The following is a 13,735-nucleotide window of genomic DNA, read 5'->3' on the forward strand; positions in this document are numbered from 1 at the left end:
GTATGCGGTGACCACACGCGGGTGGTAGGGCGCGGCGATTCGTCATGGACGCGCCAGCGGCCAGAATCGCCGTGCCCGGGAGCGGCGGGAGCAGCGATCAGTTATCGGCCGCAGCGCACGACATCCGCTTGAAGAAGGTGATCTCAGGCAGCGGTCCGCAACGACACCTGCTCCGCCGCCAGGCGCGCCGTGATCTCCTCCGGAGCCACCGGCCGCCCCAGGTGATACCCCTGGCCCATGCTGTAGCCGAGCCGGGCCAGGCGGTCGGCCTGCTCCTGGTTCTCGATCCCCTCGGCCACCGTGTCCAGGCCGAGCGCGTCGGCGAGTTGCACCACCGCCCGGGCCACCGCCTGCCGGGCGTTCGCCGCCGGGCTGTCCGGCTCGTCCAGCTCGATGTGGTCGACGAATGATTTGTCGAGTTTGACGATCGCGGCCGGGAAGGTGCGCAGCAGGCTCAGGGAGGACTCGCCGGTGCCGAAGTCGTCGAGGGCCAGCCGGACGCCCATATCGTGCAGTTCGTGCAGCACTTTGAGGACCTGGTGGCCGCGCAGCACCGCGGACTCGGTCAGTTCCAGCACCAGGCGGGCGGCGGGCAGGCCGGTGTCGGCGAGCGCGGCCCGCACGTCGGCGACGAAGTCGGGGTCGTGCACCTGCCGGACGGAGACGTTCGGCGCGGCCTTGTCCAGCGCGTCCGGGCCGAACTCGGCGAGCCAGGCGGCGGTCTGCCGGCAGGTCTCGCGCAGCACCCAGCGGCCCAGCGGGACGATCAGCCCGGTGCGTTCGGCGGCCGGGATGAAGTCGGCCGGAGAGACCATGCCGCGCTCCGGATGTGCCCAGCGGACCAGCGCCTCGACACCGACCGTGCGGCCGGTGCGCAGGTCCACCACCGGCTGGTAGACGAGCTTGAACTCACCGGCGTCCAGGGCCCGGCGCAGGTCGCCACCGAGCTGGGCGGCCGCCTGGGCGGGCTTCTCCATGCCGGCCGCATACCGCACCCAGTTGGCCTTGCCGCGCTGCTTGGCGGTGTGCATGGCGGCGTCCGCGTCGCGCAGCACCTGGCCGGCCGGGGCGCCCGGCGGGGCCGCCGCGATGCCGGCGCTGGCGTGCACCAGCAGACGGTGCGCGCTGATCGGCGCGGCGATCGCCGTCATGATCCGTTCGACCACCGCCTGGTCCTGGCCGGGCGCGGTGACCAGCACCGCGAACTCGTCGCCGGCGAGCCGGGCCGGTTCGCCGTCGGCGCCGGTCGCGGCGCGCAGCGTCTCGGCGAAAGCGATCAGCAGCTCGTCGCCGACGTCGTGGCCGAGCGAGTCGTTGACCGTGTTGAAGTCGTCCAGGTCGACCAGCAGCACGGTGGCGCCGTCGGCGGCCAGCGCGGTCTCCAGCCGCTGCCGGAACAGCACCCGGTTGCCCAGGCCGGTGAGCGAGTCGTGGGTCGCCTCGTACTTCATCCGGGCATCGGAGGCCTCCCGGTCGCGCAGCAGCCGGGCGTTGTCCCGGTTGACCACCCACTGGCGGACCGAGACGAGCGTGGTGATCAGGGCGGTTCCGCTGACGACGATCCGGCCCTCGTGGATCGCCTCGCCCACCGTGGCGCCGCCGAACAGCACATGCGCGAGCGGCACGTCGGCGGCGAGCATCGCCAGGTACGGCAGCCAGGTGCCGGAGCGGGCCGGGCGGCTCGGCGGCGCCGTGCGCTGACGGCCCACGGCCAGCGTGATCAGCACCGGCACCAGCGGCAGCAGAACCGCCTGGGCCGGAATCGAGCCGTCGACCGGGCGGGCCACCGCCAGTATCGCGAACGCGGCGGTGACCAGCCCGGTGCCGGCCACCAGGCGGATCGCGAGCCGGTCGACCGGGCCACCCGGGACGTACGACACCTTGGTGATCGCGCCGGCCGCGAACACGAACGCCAGCAGCACCACGGCGAGCACGCTGGAACTCCACCGGATCGCCCCGCTGAGCATCGGAGCCACGCCGAAGTGCCAGAGCACGGCGGCGCAGCCGAGGAACGCGATGGACCGGTCCAGCCACTGCTTGCCGCGCTCGTACCAGCTGGTGATGCCGAGTGGCACGACGGCGACCGCGGCGATCGCGGCGAGCAGGCCCAGCCCGACCGTGATCGCCGCCGACAGCGGCATCGCGGCGAAACGCGGAGCGGCCCGGAAGGCGGCGACCGCCAGGATCGTGTAGCCGACCGTCATCAGCGCGGCGCCGCCCTCCAGCAGCAGCCAGAAGCGACGGCCGGCCGGGGGCATCGCGGTCGACCGGCGCAGCGAACGGACGGCCGCCACGGTGAGCGCCGAGCCGACCGGCATGAACACGTACGCCACCGCGAAGGTGCCGGCCGGGGCGAGGCACCACCAGACGTACCAGAGGGTGCCGAGCAGCGCGACCGCGCCCGTGAGGGCGGCCGGACGCCAGGCTCGGGTCACGATGCGAACTCTCGGGAGCGCTGCTTGTCGGCGTACATCCGCAGGTCGGCCAGGTGCAGCAGGTTGTCCGGCTGGTCGGCCGGCCCGGCCGCGACGCCGATGCTGGCGCCGACGGACAGCCGTTGGTCACCGATCTCCGCGGGCGCCGTCAGAGCCGCCCGCAACCGGTCCGCGATCCGGTGCGCTCCCGGCGCGCCCGCCGCGGCCAGCACCGCGAACTCGTCGCCGCCGAGCCGGGCCGGCAGGTCCCCGGGGCCGCAGCAGTCCAGCAGCCGGTCCGCCACGTGCCGCAGCACTGCGTCGCCGGTGGCGTGCCCGTGCGTGTCGTTGATCTGTTTGAACCCGTTCAGGTCGACCAGCAGCACGGCCACCTCGGACGCCCCACAGGCGGCGATCCGGCCGGTGAACTGCCGCCGGTTCGCCAGCCCGGTGAGCGCGTCGTGCCCGGCCTGGAAGCGCAGCCGTTCGCGCAGTTCCCGCTCCTCGGTCATGTCCCGGGCATTGATCACCACGCCGCCGATGCCGCGCTCCTCGATCAGGTTGACCGCGACCACCGAGAGCCAGCGCCAGCTGTCGTCCTCGTGCTGGGCGCGCAGCTCGAAGGTGCCCTTGGCGCCGGGGACGGCGAACACCCCGGTCATCTCCTCCCGGATCCGGGCCGCGTCACCCGGGTGGATCAGGTCGAACAGGCTGCGGCCCAGGTAGTCGTCGACCGAGCCGCCGATGATCCGCTCCACGGCCGGGTTCAGGTAGCGCACCACGCCCTCGGTGCCGAGGATCGCGGTGATGTCCGAGGCGTGCCGCAGCAGCGCGTCCTGCCGGCGCTCGCGGCGGCGGATCTCGGCCAGGCTCTCGTCCAGCTGGTCGAGCAGCGTGTTGTTCTCCGCCAGGGCGAGCATCTGCCGGGCCACCACCAGGGTGACGTTGAGCAGCAGGCCGATCAGCGCGCCCCAGGCGGACACCCCGAGACCCTCGACGAGCAGCACCACCAGCAGGATCGCCACGCACAGCACGGTGCCCAGGTAGGGCAGCGAGCTGTACCGGCGCCGGGTGCCGGACCGCCGCTCGGGCGCCCGCTGCCGGGCCCGCACGGCCAGCGTGTGCAGCCGCGGGGTGTGCAGCGTGAGCAGGCAGGGGAACAGGATCAGCAGGGCCGGCACGGTGACACCCTGGATGCTGCCGCTGGGCAGCAGGGCGTTGCCGACCGCCTGCACGGCGGCGCCCGCCACGATGGTGATCGCGGCCGGCAGGGCGATCGGGCTGCTGCCGCCGAGCCCGAGCTTGACCGCGAGGAAACCGCCGATCAGCAGCACGCCGCAGCCGAACGTGGCGGCGGCGTACCCCATCGCGCCGGCCTGGGCGACGCCGGGCCGGGTGAGCAGGCACCAGACGGCGACGCCGGCCGCGCTGTACACGATCGCCGCGTCCAGGGCGACCCGGATCCGGGTGCCGCGCGACCACAGATGGCCGGGATGTCGCAGGCCGGCGACGCACATCAGGATCACGCCGAGCACGCCCAGCAGGCTCTGCACCGGATGCAGGCGGAAGACGCTGCCGCCCGGGGTGGCGAGCACCGACGCGAGCTGCACGGTGTCGCCGACGGCGAACAACAGACCGGCGGCCGCCATCGCCCGCCAGAACCGGGCGTTCGCCGCGGGCGAACCCGGCAGCCGGCTGGCCTGCCGGCTCAGCGCGGCCATGCCCAGGTCGGTGAGCGGGGCGACGATCCAGCAGAGGATCAGCCGCTCGCGGTCGGTGCCCAGGCCGACGACGTACGGGGTCAACACCAGCAGGGACAGCAGCGTGATCGGCACCAGCACGCGGTCGCGCACGCGGACTCCTCCCCCGGTATCGGTCTGCTTTCTCGTTTGCAGCCATCGGCCGGATCGGCCGCGCTATTAGCGTTTGGCGGCGGTGCACCCGGAAACGGGTCCGCGCCAGGGCGGTGGGCACCACCCTGGCGCGGACGCGTCGATCAGCTGGGGCTGTCGGTGGGGTCCGGGGTATCCGTCGGGGACGGGCTGTCGCTCGGCGACGGGGTAGCGCTGCCGCTGGGCGACGGGCTGACACTCGGCGACGGGGAAGCGCTGCCGCTGGGTGACGGCGTCGCCGTCGGCGACGGGGTGGGCGTCGCGCTGCCGCTGGGCGACGGCGCCGGCTTGGGGCGGCCGGAACGGAGGGTGGCCTCGATCTGCACCGCGGTGTAGACCGTGTCGACCCGGGTGCCCGAAACCTCGAGCTTCGCCCCGGCGGCCAGCGCGGTGGCCGCGACCCGCTTGCCGTTGAGCCGGATCCGGGTGGCGCTGGTCACGGCGAAGGTGACGGTACGGCCGCGGACGTCCTTGGTGCCGCCCTTGACCGCGACGGTGACCGACGCGGCGTCGGCCGCGGTGACCGTGCCCTCGGCGGCGAAGGCGACCTTCTTGGACCTGGCCTTGTCGCCGCCCTTGTTGCTGTTGTCGCCGCCCTTGTTGCCGGCGTTGCCGTTGCCCTTGTTGTCGTTTCTGTCATCGCCGTGTTTGCTGACCGCCGGCGATTTCGCGAAGGCCGCGACGTCGGTGACGACGGCCGGGGCGGTGACGGCGGCGGCCATGGCGACGGCTACGGCGATTCGGCGCATACGCATCGGGTGGTACTCCTGACCGTGGGGGGGGGATTGATCTCTACGATGCGCCGTCCCGGTTCCGGTCCGGTGCGCGGCCGGGTGCGGATCGGTTGCCGGTTGACACGGAGGTCCGCACTGGGCGAATGTTCCGGCATGCACGATGTCTGGCCGGCTCCCGGTGCCCTTCTGGTATCGCGGTACCGCCTCGTGACCTTGCTGGAAACGGGCGGGATGGCCCAGGTCTGGCGGGCCACCGACGAGCTGCTCGACCGCCCCGTCGCGGTCAAGTTGCCGGCCGGCGACATCCGGGCCGCCCACCTCGCCTGGCGGGAGGCGCGGCTCGCGGCGCGGCTCTCCCATCCGGGGATCGCGGCCGTGCACGACTACCGGGAGGCGGTCCGCCCGGACGGCTCGGTGGTCCCGTTCGTCGTGATGGAGCTGCTGGCCGGCGAGACCGTGGCGGCCCGGCTCTGTGACGGCCCGATCCCGTGGCCGGCCGCCGCCGCGGTGGGCGCCGCGGTCGCCGGAGCGCTGGCCGCCGCGCACGCCGCCGGGGTGGTGCACCGCGACATCAAGCCGGGCAACGTGATGCTCTGCAACGGTGGCGTGAAGCTGCTCGACTTCGGGATCAGCGCGGCCGCCGGGGAGCCGGACGACGACGACACCGGGGCCACCTTCGGCACCCCGGCGTACGCGGCGCCGGAGCGCCTGGACGGCAAGCCGGCCGAGCCGGCCACCGACCTGTACGGGCTGGGCGTGCTGCTGTTCGAGATGGTGGCCGGGGAGCCGCCGTACAGTGTGGACACCTGGGAGGAGCTGGCGGTGGCCCGGCAGACCGGGCCCACGCCGCTGCCGGGCGGGCTGCCCGCCCCGCTGACCGATCTGATCCACCGCTGTCTGGACGACGACCCGGAGTGCCGCCCGTCGGCCGCCGAGGCGTGGAAGGTGCTGGCCGAGCTGGCTCCGGCGGAGAACAAGAAGACGCCGACGGTGCCGCTGCCCGGCGCCCGGCCGGCCGGGGCGGCCCGGGTGCCGGCCCTCAACCCGCCGCCGGTCCGGGCCACCCGCGGTCGCAAGATCGCGGTGGGGGCGGCGCTGGGTGCCACCGCGATCGCCTTCCTGGCGCTGGTGCACGTGGTGTCGCAGTCGGGCGACGATCTGGCGCAGCCGCCGCCGGCCGCGCCGGTCGCGCCGTCCGTGCCGGCGACGTCGGCCGCCTCGTCACCTTCGCCGCGGCCGGCGACGACTCCGCCGACGGTGGCGAAGAGGGCGGCGCCGACGCTCACCGTGGACGTGGCGCTGCAACGGGTGGAGGCCGCGGTCGATCGGGGCGAGCGGACCGGCGAGATCCGCGGGGACGTCGCGCAGGATTTCCGGAACCTCCTGGGGCAGCTCGCCACTCAGGACAATCCCGACATCCGCGGGCAGGTGGATCTGTTGCGCAAGAAGGTCCGCCAGCGGCTCGGCGAGGGCGGGCTGAGTGCCGGCCAGGCCGCCCTGCTGCAGGACCGCCTGGCCGACCTGGGCCGGGCCGGGGCCTAGGCTCAGGCGGACCCGCGCAGGATCAGCCGGGTCGGCATGATCGTCTCGTGCTCGACCGGCTCGTCGCCGTCGAGCTTGGCCAGCAGCAGCCGGACCATCTCCTGGCCCATCTGCTCGACCGGCTGATAGACGCTGGTCAGCGGCGGGTCGGTGTGCCGGGCCACGACCGAGTCGTCGAAGCCGACCACGGCCACGTCCTCCGGCACCCGGCGGCCGGCCCGGCGCAGCACCCGCAGCGCGCCGGCCGCCATCATGTCCGAGGCGGCGAACACCGCGTCCAGCTGCGGGTGGTTGGCGAGCAGCCATTCCATCGCCATCGCGCCGCTGATCTCGCCGAAGTCGCCGGCCGCGGCCGGGCCGTCGCCGACCACGTCGCGGTAACCCTGGTAGCGCGCGATGCCCGGCGCCATGTCCATCGGCCCGGTGATCGTGGCGATGCACCGGCGGCCCTGCTCGCGCAGGTACGACACGGCGGCCCGGGCGCCCCCGCGGTTGTCCGCGTCGACCGAGGTGACCGGGCCCGGGTGCACCGGGCGGCCGACCCGCACGGTGGGCACGCCGCGCTCCTCCAGGACGGCCGGCAGCGGGTCGTCACCGTGCAGCGACAGCAGCAGCGCGCCGTCCACATGCTGGCGGGTCAGGTAGCCCTCCAGCTGGCGCCGCTCCTCCGGGGCCTGCGCGATCATCAGGACCATCTGCAGGTTCCGGGCGACCAGCACGGACGACACCGACTGGACGATCCGGCCGAAGAACGGCTCGGCGAAGAACCGCTCGCCGGACTCGAACACGACCAGGGCGATCGAATCGGTGCGCTGGGTGACCAGCGCGCGCGCGGCCCGGTTCGGCACGTAGCCCATCTCGTCGATCGCGTCCTGCACCGCTTTGCGGGCTTTCGGACTGACCTGGGCGGAGCCGTTCACCACCCGGGACACCGTCCCCCGGCCGACGCCGGCCCGGACGGCGACCTCCTCCAGGGTCGGCCGCCCGGCCGAGCGGTTGCTGTGGTCCCTCATCGCCAGCCGTCCTCTCCACGTCACCGGCTTGAGACAAAGTACAACCGCTTCGGCGCCGGACCAGTGATTCTAGTGGTCCGATTCCCTGCCACGGGAGCGCTCCGCCTCCCGTGCTGGCGGAATCCTTGCGGTCATGGTCCGCACGGCCACTTCCCGGGGTACGCCGTGACCGGCACAGTGGGGACATGCGGGGACACAAGGTGGCGATGTTTCTCATGCCCGGGGCCGCACCGCTGGACGTGGGCATCCCGGCGCAGGTCTTCGCGCCGCGGCACGGGCTGGACTACCGGGCGGTGCCGTGCGCGGTCGAGGCCGGGCCGGTGCGCGGCCGCGACGGGCTCGGTTTCTTCGTCGACGCGGGGCTGGAGGCGCTGGACGACGCGGACACCGTCATCGTGCCCGGCTTCCTCAACCCGGCCGGTCCGATCGACCCGCGGGTGCTCGCCGCGCTGCGCACCGCGGCGTTCCGCGGCGCCCGGATGGTCTCCATCTGCACCGGCGCGTTCGCGCTGGCCGCGGCCGGTCTGCTGGACGGGCTGCGGGCGACCACGCACTGGCTGATGGCGCCGACACTGGCCCGGGAGTACCCGAAGGTGACCGTCGACGGCAGGGTGCTGTTCGTCGACGAGGGTCAGATCCTCACGTCGGCCGGGGTGGCCGCCGGCATCGACGTGTGCCTGCACCTGGTCCGCCGCGACCATGGCGTGCAGGCCTCGAACGCGATCGCCCGGGTGCTGGTCGCGGCGCCGTACCGCAGCGGCGGCCAGTCGCAGTACGTGCCGCGCAGCATCCCGGAGCCGCTCGGCGACGTGTTCGCGGCCACCCGCGAGTGGGCGCTGGCGCACCTGGGTGAGCCGCTCACCGTGACCGGCCTGGCCCGGCACGCCGGCGTCTCGGAGCGCACCTTCGGCCGGCGGTTCGTCGAGGACACCGGGTACACCCCGATGCAGTGGGTGCTGCGCGCCCGGGTCGACCTGGCCCGCGAGATGCTGGAGCGCACCGACCTGGGGATCGAGCAGATCGCCGCCCGGGTCGGCGTCGGCACCGGCGCCAACCTGCGGATGCACTTCCAGCGGATCCTGAGCACCTCGCCGAGTGAGTACCGCCGGAACTTCGCTGGCGGAAAGCTTGCGCAAGGTGACGCGCGGCCCCCTGCCGACCGGCTCGGCACGGCGGCAGGCTGACGGCATGACAACTCGCGTGGGAATCAACGGATTCGGGCGGATCGGCCGCAATGTCTTCCGAGCCGCCGCGAACAGCGACGTGGAGATCGTCGCGATCAACGACCTGACCGGCTCCGGCACCCTGGCCCACCTGCTGCGCTACGACAGCTCGCTGGGCCGCTACCCGGGTACCGTCGAGGCACACGAGGACCACCTGCTCATCGACGGCCACCGGGTCGAGGTGACCGCCGTCCGCAACCCGGCCGAACTGCCCTGGAAGGACCTGGGCGTCGACGTCGCGCTGGAGTCGACCGGCAGATTCACCGCGGCCGCCGACGCCCGCGCGCACCTGGCCGCCGGCGCGCGCAAGGTCCTGGTCAGCGCCCCGTCCCCGGGCGCCGATCTGACCGTCGCCTACGGCCTGAACCACGGCGACTACGACCCGGCCGCGCACGACGTGGTCTCCAACGCGTCGTGTACCACCAACGGGCTGGCCCCGATCGCCTCGGTGCTCGACGACCTGGCCGGCATCGAGACCGGGTCGATGACCACCATCCACGCCTACACCCAGGAGCAGAACCTGCAGGACGGCCCGCACCGCGACCTGCGCCGGGCCCGGGCGGCGGCGCTGAACATCGCGCCCACCACGACCGGTGCGGCCACCGCGATCGGCCTGGTGCTGCCCCGGCTGGCCGGCCGGCTCACCGGATACTCGGTGCGGGTGCCGGTGCCGGTCGGCTCGCTGGTCGAGCTCAACGCGGTGGTCGAGCGGCCGGTCACCGCCACCGAGATCAACAGTGCCTTCGAGGCGGCCGCGTCCGGCCCACTGCGCGGGGTCCTCGCATACTCGGCCGACCCGCTGGTCTCCACCGACATCACCGGCAACCCGGCGTCGTCCCTCTTCGACTCGCTGCTGACCGCGGCGAACGGCCGGCTGGTCAAGGTGGTCGCCTGGTACGACAACGAGTGGGGCTTCGCCAACCGGGTCGTGGACACCCTGACACTGCTGGGCCGCTGACCGCACCGGCGGGGCGGGCCGCCGGGCCGGCGCGGTCTTCCCTATGCTGGTCCGATGGCGGTCACCCTGGCAGATGTGGCCCGGCTGGCCGGGGTCTCCCCCGCCACGGTGTCCCGCGTGATCAACGACAGCGCCAAGAAGGTCGCGCCCGAGCTGCGCGAGCGGGTCCTGGCCGCGGTCGCCGAGCTGCACTACGTGCCCAACGCGCACGCGCAGAGCGTGGCCCGCCCGCGCAAGTCCGCGGTCGGGGTGATCGTGCACGACGTCTCCGACCCGTACTTCGCCGAGATCACCCGGGGCCTGCAGCGGCAGGCCGCGGCCCACGACCGGCTCCTGGTGATCTGCAACAGCTACCGGGAGCCGGAGCGCGAGCTGGCCTACGTGGCGCTGCTGCGGGCCCAGCAGGTGCACGCGCTGATCCTGGCCGGCTCGGGATACCACGACGACGCGTTCACCGCCCGGCTCAACGGCGAGCTGAACGCGTACCAGCAGGGCGGCGGCCGGGTCGCGGTGATCGGCCGGCACGAGCTGGTCGGCAGCGCCGTGTTGCCCGCCAACGAATCCGGGGCGTACGAGTTGGGCTGCCGGCTGCTCACCCTGGGGCACCGCCGGATCGGGGTGATCGCCGGGCCCCGGTCGCTGACCACCACCACCGACCGGCTGTCCGGGATCCGCCGGGCCCTCGCCGAGGCCGGGACGGCCCTGCCGCCGGAGCGGATCGTCTACGCCGACTTCACCCGGGACGGCGGGGCGGAAGCCGCGGGCCGGCTCCTCGGCGCCGCACCGGACCTGACCGCGATCGTCGCGCTCAACGACTCGATGGCGGTGGGCACGCTGGCCACCCTGCGCGAGCACGGCATCGCGGTGCCGGCCCGGGTGTCGGTCGCCGGGTTCGACGACATGCCGATCGCGCGGGACGTGACACCGGCGCTGACCACGGTGCGGCTGCCGCTGGTCGGGATGGGCGAGCGGGCGATGGCCCTGGCCCTGGCCGACGACACCGCCGGGGTCAGCGAGCCGGCCGCGGCCACGCTGATCTGGCGGGAGAGCTGCGCCGCCCCGGCCTGAGCCCGGGCGGGTAGATTGCGCGGGTGACTGACGTCGATCGGACCCGGCCGGCCCCGGCAGCCGGCAGGGCGGTGGTGTGGGTGCAGCTCACGCTGCTCACGGCGTACCTGATCGGCAGTTTCGGGATCCTGATCCTGGCCGCCGTGCGGGTGGGCGACGCCGGGGCACTGCTGCATCCCGGGCTGGATCGGCTCGGCGATCCCGAGGATTCGCTGCCCGGGGCGGGCAATCCGCTGGTCGGGGTCCTCGGGGTCTGCCGGCTGGTGGCCTGGTTCGTCTATCCGCTGGGCATCGCCATGATCAGCTTCGGGGTGGTGACGCTGGTGCACAGCTGGCGGCGCGACGAGCGGCGACGGGCCGGGTGGCTGGCCGCGCTCACCGCGAGCTGGCTGGTCCTGGTCCTGGTCGCCGCCTCTCCCTACGGCGGCGACCTGATCACCTGGCTGCTCCACTGAAGCCGGCCCGGCTTCGACGGGAAGCGAGCCCGGCGCCGACTGAAGCTAGCCCGGCCCCGACTGACGTGAGCCCGACCCCGACTGCAGCGATCCCGGCCCGGGGACACTCCGCGCACCCGGTCGGCAGCGGCAACCGTGCGGGCCCGGGGCCCCGGGGCGGTCCGGGCCGTAGCCCGGATCACGCCGGGGCCGACTCCGCGGCCTGGTCCTCGATGATCCCCTTGATCCGGTCGGCGCGGGCACCCTTGACACCGGTCACCGCGGTCACCCGGTAGCGGGAGAGCCTGCCGTTGGTGCGCAGGTGCTCGTGCAGCAGCCCGCCGAACTGCTCGACGATCTCCTCGTCACTCGGACCACGACCACCCTGCGGGCGGGGCAACAGGTGCTCCCATGGCTGGTCGACGCCGACCGGCTGGCCGCCGAGCGCGGCGACGTAGTCGCTGACGAACGCGCGGATCGTCTCGTCGTCGAGCCGTGGAACGCTCGGCGCCAGCATCATCGCCAGCTCACGCGGGTCCGTCTCGTCGCTGCTCTCCAGCTCCTCGACCAGAGCGGTGCGCAGATCCTCGATCTCCTGCATCCACAGCTCGGAGCCGACCGGCAGGGTCACCGGGTCGGGCAGCAGGTCCCGCCACGGGTAGGCGGCCTCGCCCGGTTCACCGTTCATCTCGCGGACGTAGTCGTTGACGAACGACTTCACCACGCCCTCGCCGAGACCGGAGACCCGCGGCGCGATCGATTTGACGAGCTCCGCCATCCGGGAATAGGTCATCTCCGACAGATTGTCGGGGGTGATCTCGCTACGCACGATGCGGGCCATGCGCTCCACGGCGAGCCGCCACCAGGGCGAGCCGACGATGTTGACGGCGCGCTGGGCTCCGGTCGGGGTGGCCGCCCAGGCCGGCGTCTGCGGGGCGGCCCCCTGCGCGGCGCTGCCGCTGCCGCTGCCGGTGCCGTTGCCGTTGCCGTTGCCGTTGCCGGCACCATTCGTCCCGTTGGCTCCACCGTTGGTCGCCTGGACCGGGCTCGTGGCCAGGAACGGCCGCGGCGCGGAGATCGGCCCCGGCACCGCCGGCACCGCACCGGGCACCGCCGTCTGCTCCGCCGGCCGCCGCGGCGCCGGCACGTCGGCCGTCGCCTCCGGTGCGGGTGCCGGCATCCCCAGCATCTCCTCGGGCGTCACCGCCGCCGCGAGCCGCTGCCCGAGCGATCCGGCCACCGGCGCCTCCGACGTCGCGGTGACCAGCGCCGCGATCTGCGCCACCGTGGGCCGCACCGGCCCTTCCGCAACGACCGGAGCGGCGACCGGACCGGCGACCGGCGCAGCGAGCGACGCGGCAACCGGCGCAGCGGCAACCGGAGCGGCGGCCGGTGCCGCAACCGGCGCGGGTGGCGTGAACTGCACCGGCTGCACCGGCCGGACCGGCCCCGGTGAGACCAAAGCTGCCGACACCGGCGCCACCTCGGCGACCACCGGCGCCACCGGGGCCGTCGACGCCACCGGCGTCACCGGCGCGATCCGCACCGCCCCGGGCGCCAGCAGATCCATTACCCGCTGGATCCGCGCCAGCTGCTCCACCACGTCCTCGACGACCGGCTCCCCGGCGGTCCGCGCGTCCTTCAGCAGCCGGCTGCGCCACCAGGCCTTCGGCCAGCGCCCCGAGCTCACCCGGTGATGGTTGACCACCATCCGACGCATCTGCCGCTCGGCCGCCATCCGCTCCAGATCCGGGTCGTCGTCCGGGATCAGCCAGCCCCACCGCTCGGCGAGCCGCCGCGGGCTGTAGGCGAAGCGTCCACGCCGGACCCGCTGCCCGGCCGCGGTCAGCGCCGCCCACCACATCAGGAAGATCACGCAGGGCACGGCGAGCCGCAGCAGCTTCTCGGTACCGGTGACCGCGTTGCTGGCCACGATGATGCCGGAGACGGCCGCGATCAGCGCCGCGATCCACAGCATCGGGCCGGGGTGCCCGGGCGTCTCGATCCTGCCGTCCGGCGCGTACACCGAGGTGTTGCGGTACTGCTCGGCGGCGAGGCTGGTGGCGGTCAGGAAGCAGATCTCGAAGACCGCGAAGACCAGCACCGCGAACACCTTGGGCAGGTGCAGCTGCTCGGTGGCGATCACCCACATGCCCTCGGCGTTGAGCAGCAGCGCCAGGTTCATGCTGAACGACAGCGCCAGCGGGCGCAGCGGCCGGCCGGAGCGTTTCGCCCAGATCGCGAAGCTGATCAGCAGGACGATGCCGAGCACACCGCCGGCGAGCAGCACCAGCGCCGCGTAGTCCGTCCAGAAACTCGCGAGCTGGTCGTTGAACTGCTTCATGCGGGCAGGCCCTTCATCGATGCCGGGAGATGAACGTCAGGTGCGGCGCTACTGCCGGTGATCGTGCGTGCGCTGCCTGGCACCGCCGTTCCTCCTCGTCGTCCGGGGCATTC

10 protein-coding genes are annotated in these 13,735 nt (G+C 73.7%); 5 read left to right on the forward strand and 5 right to left on the reverse strand.

All coding sequences use genetic code 11. From position 1 onward, the window contains the following. Positions 1-143: 143 nt before the first annotated feature. The 3 genes from ACSP50_RS26230 to ACSP50_RS26240 all read right to left on the reverse strand — a co-directional run bounded on the left by ACSP50_RS26230 (position 144) and on the right by ACSP50_RS26240 (position 5,061). Complete coding sequence (locus tag ACSP50_RS26230; protein WP_014692319.1) at positions 144-2,435, reverse strand: bifunctional diguanylate cyclase/phosphodiesterase; 2,292 nt, start codon at positions 2,433-2,435, stop codon at positions 144-146. Further along, entirely contained in the window at positions 2,432-4,267 is a 1,836-nt protein-coding gene (locus ACSP50_RS26235) for a sensor domain-containing diguanylate cyclase (RefSeq protein ID WP_014692320.1), read from the reverse strand. Before ACSP50_RS26235 ends, ACSP50_RS26230 begins: the two co-directional genes overlap by 4 nt. 143 nt (positions 4,268-4,410) lie before the next feature. Next, positions 4,411-5,061: a DUF5666 domain-containing protein gene (locus tag ACSP50_RS26240; protein WP_014692321.1), complete on the reverse strand. Its 651-nt coding sequence runs from the start codon at positions 5,059-5,061 to the stop codon at positions 4,411-4,413. Positions 5,062-5,247: 186 nt separating this feature from the next. Here ACSP50_RS26240 and ACSP50_RS26245 point away from each other — a divergent pair, with 186 nt between their 5' ends. After that, positions 5,248-6,582 carry a serine/threonine-protein kinase gene (locus tag ACSP50_RS26245; protein WP_231956720.1) on the forward strand — a complete coding sequence of 445 codons (1,335 nt, stop codon included), beginning with the start codon at positions 5,248-5,250 and terminating at the stop codon, positions 6,580-6,582. Positions 6,583-6,584: 2 nt separating this feature from the next. Here ACSP50_RS26245 and ACSP50_RS26250 read toward each other — a convergent pair whose 3' ends face one another. Continuing rightward, positions 6,585-7,595 carry a LacI family DNA-binding transcriptional regulator gene (locus ACSP50_RS26250; protein ID WP_014692324.1) on the reverse strand — a complete coding sequence of 337 codons (1,011 nt, stop codon included), beginning with the start codon at positions 7,593-7,595 and terminating at the stop codon, positions 6,585-6,587. Positions 7,596-7,780: 185 nt separating this feature from the next. Here ACSP50_RS26250 and ACSP50_RS26255 point away from each other — a divergent pair, with 185 nt between their 5' ends. The 4 genes from ACSP50_RS26255 to ACSP50_RS26270 are packed head-to-tail and all read left to right on the forward strand — an operon-like array spanning position 7,781 to position 11,299. Further along, the gene (locus tag ACSP50_RS26255) at positions 7,781-8,779 is read left to right on the forward strand and encodes a GlxA family transcriptional regulator (protein ID WP_014692325.1); all 999 of its coding nucleotides are present in this window, start codon (positions 7,781-7,783) and stop codon (positions 8,777-8,779) included. A 4-nt stretch (positions 8,780-8,783) separates the two neighbouring features. Next, complete coding sequence (gap, locus tag ACSP50_RS26260) at positions 8,784-9,776, forward strand: type I glyceraldehyde-3-phosphate dehydrogenase (RefSeq protein WP_014692326.1); 993 nt, start codon at positions 8,784-8,786, stop codon at positions 9,774-9,776. Between the two features lie 54 nt (positions 9,777-9,830). Next, on the forward strand, positions 9,831-10,844 hold the full coding sequence (locus ACSP50_RS26265) for a LacI family DNA-binding transcriptional regulator (RefSeq protein ID WP_014692327.1): 1,014 nt from the start codon (positions 9,831-9,833) through the stop codon (positions 10,842-10,844). Positions 10,845-10,867: 23 nt separating this feature from the next. Beyond that, the gene (locus ACSP50_RS26270) at positions 10,868-11,299 is read left to right on the forward strand and encodes a hypothetical protein (protein ID WP_155123629.1); all 432 of its coding nucleotides are present in this window, start codon (positions 10,868-10,870) and stop codon (positions 11,297-11,299) included. 178 nt (positions 11,300-11,477) lie between these two features. On the opposite strand, the gene ACSP50_RS44880 is transcribed toward ACSP50_RS26270, so the two are convergent. Beyond that, entirely contained in the window at positions 11,478-13,622 is a 2,145-nt protein-coding gene (locus tag ACSP50_RS44880; RefSeq protein WP_014692329.1) for a hypothetical protein, read from the reverse strand. Positions 13,623-13,735 lie beyond the last annotated feature (113 nt).

It is taken from the genome of Actinoplanes sp. SE50/110 (genome assembly GCF_900119315.1).
Lineage (GTDB): Bacteria > Actinomycetota > Actinomycetes > Mycobacteriales > Micromonosporaceae > Actinoplanes.

Excerpts from the sequence above, each read along its gene's own strand:
- ACSP50_RS26265 (WP_014692327.1), top strand. The coding sequence starts at position 9,831 with ATGGCGGTCACCCTGGCAGATGTGGCCCGGCTGGCCGGGGTCTCCCCC.
- ACSP50_RS26255 (WP_014692325.1), top strand. The coding sequence starts at position 7,781 with ATGCGGGGACACAAGGTGGCGATGTTTCTCATGCCCGGGGCCGCACCG.
- ACSP50_RS44880 (WP_014692329.1), bottom strand. The coding sequence starts at position 13,622 with ATGAAGCAGTTCAACGACCAGCTCGCGAGTTTCTGGACGGACTACGCG.
- ACSP50_RS26240 (WP_014692321.1), bottom strand. The coding sequence starts at position 5,061 with ATGCGTATGCGCCGAATCGCCGTAGCCGTCGCCATGGCCGCCGCCGTC.
- gap (WP_014692326.1), top strand. The coding sequence starts at position 8,784 with ATGACAACTCGCGTGGGAATCAACGGATTCGGGCGGATCGGCCGCAAT.
- ACSP50_RS26250 (WP_014692324.1), bottom strand. The coding sequence starts at position 7,595 with ATGAGGGACCACAGCAACCGCTCGGCCGGGCGGCCGACCCTGGAGGAG.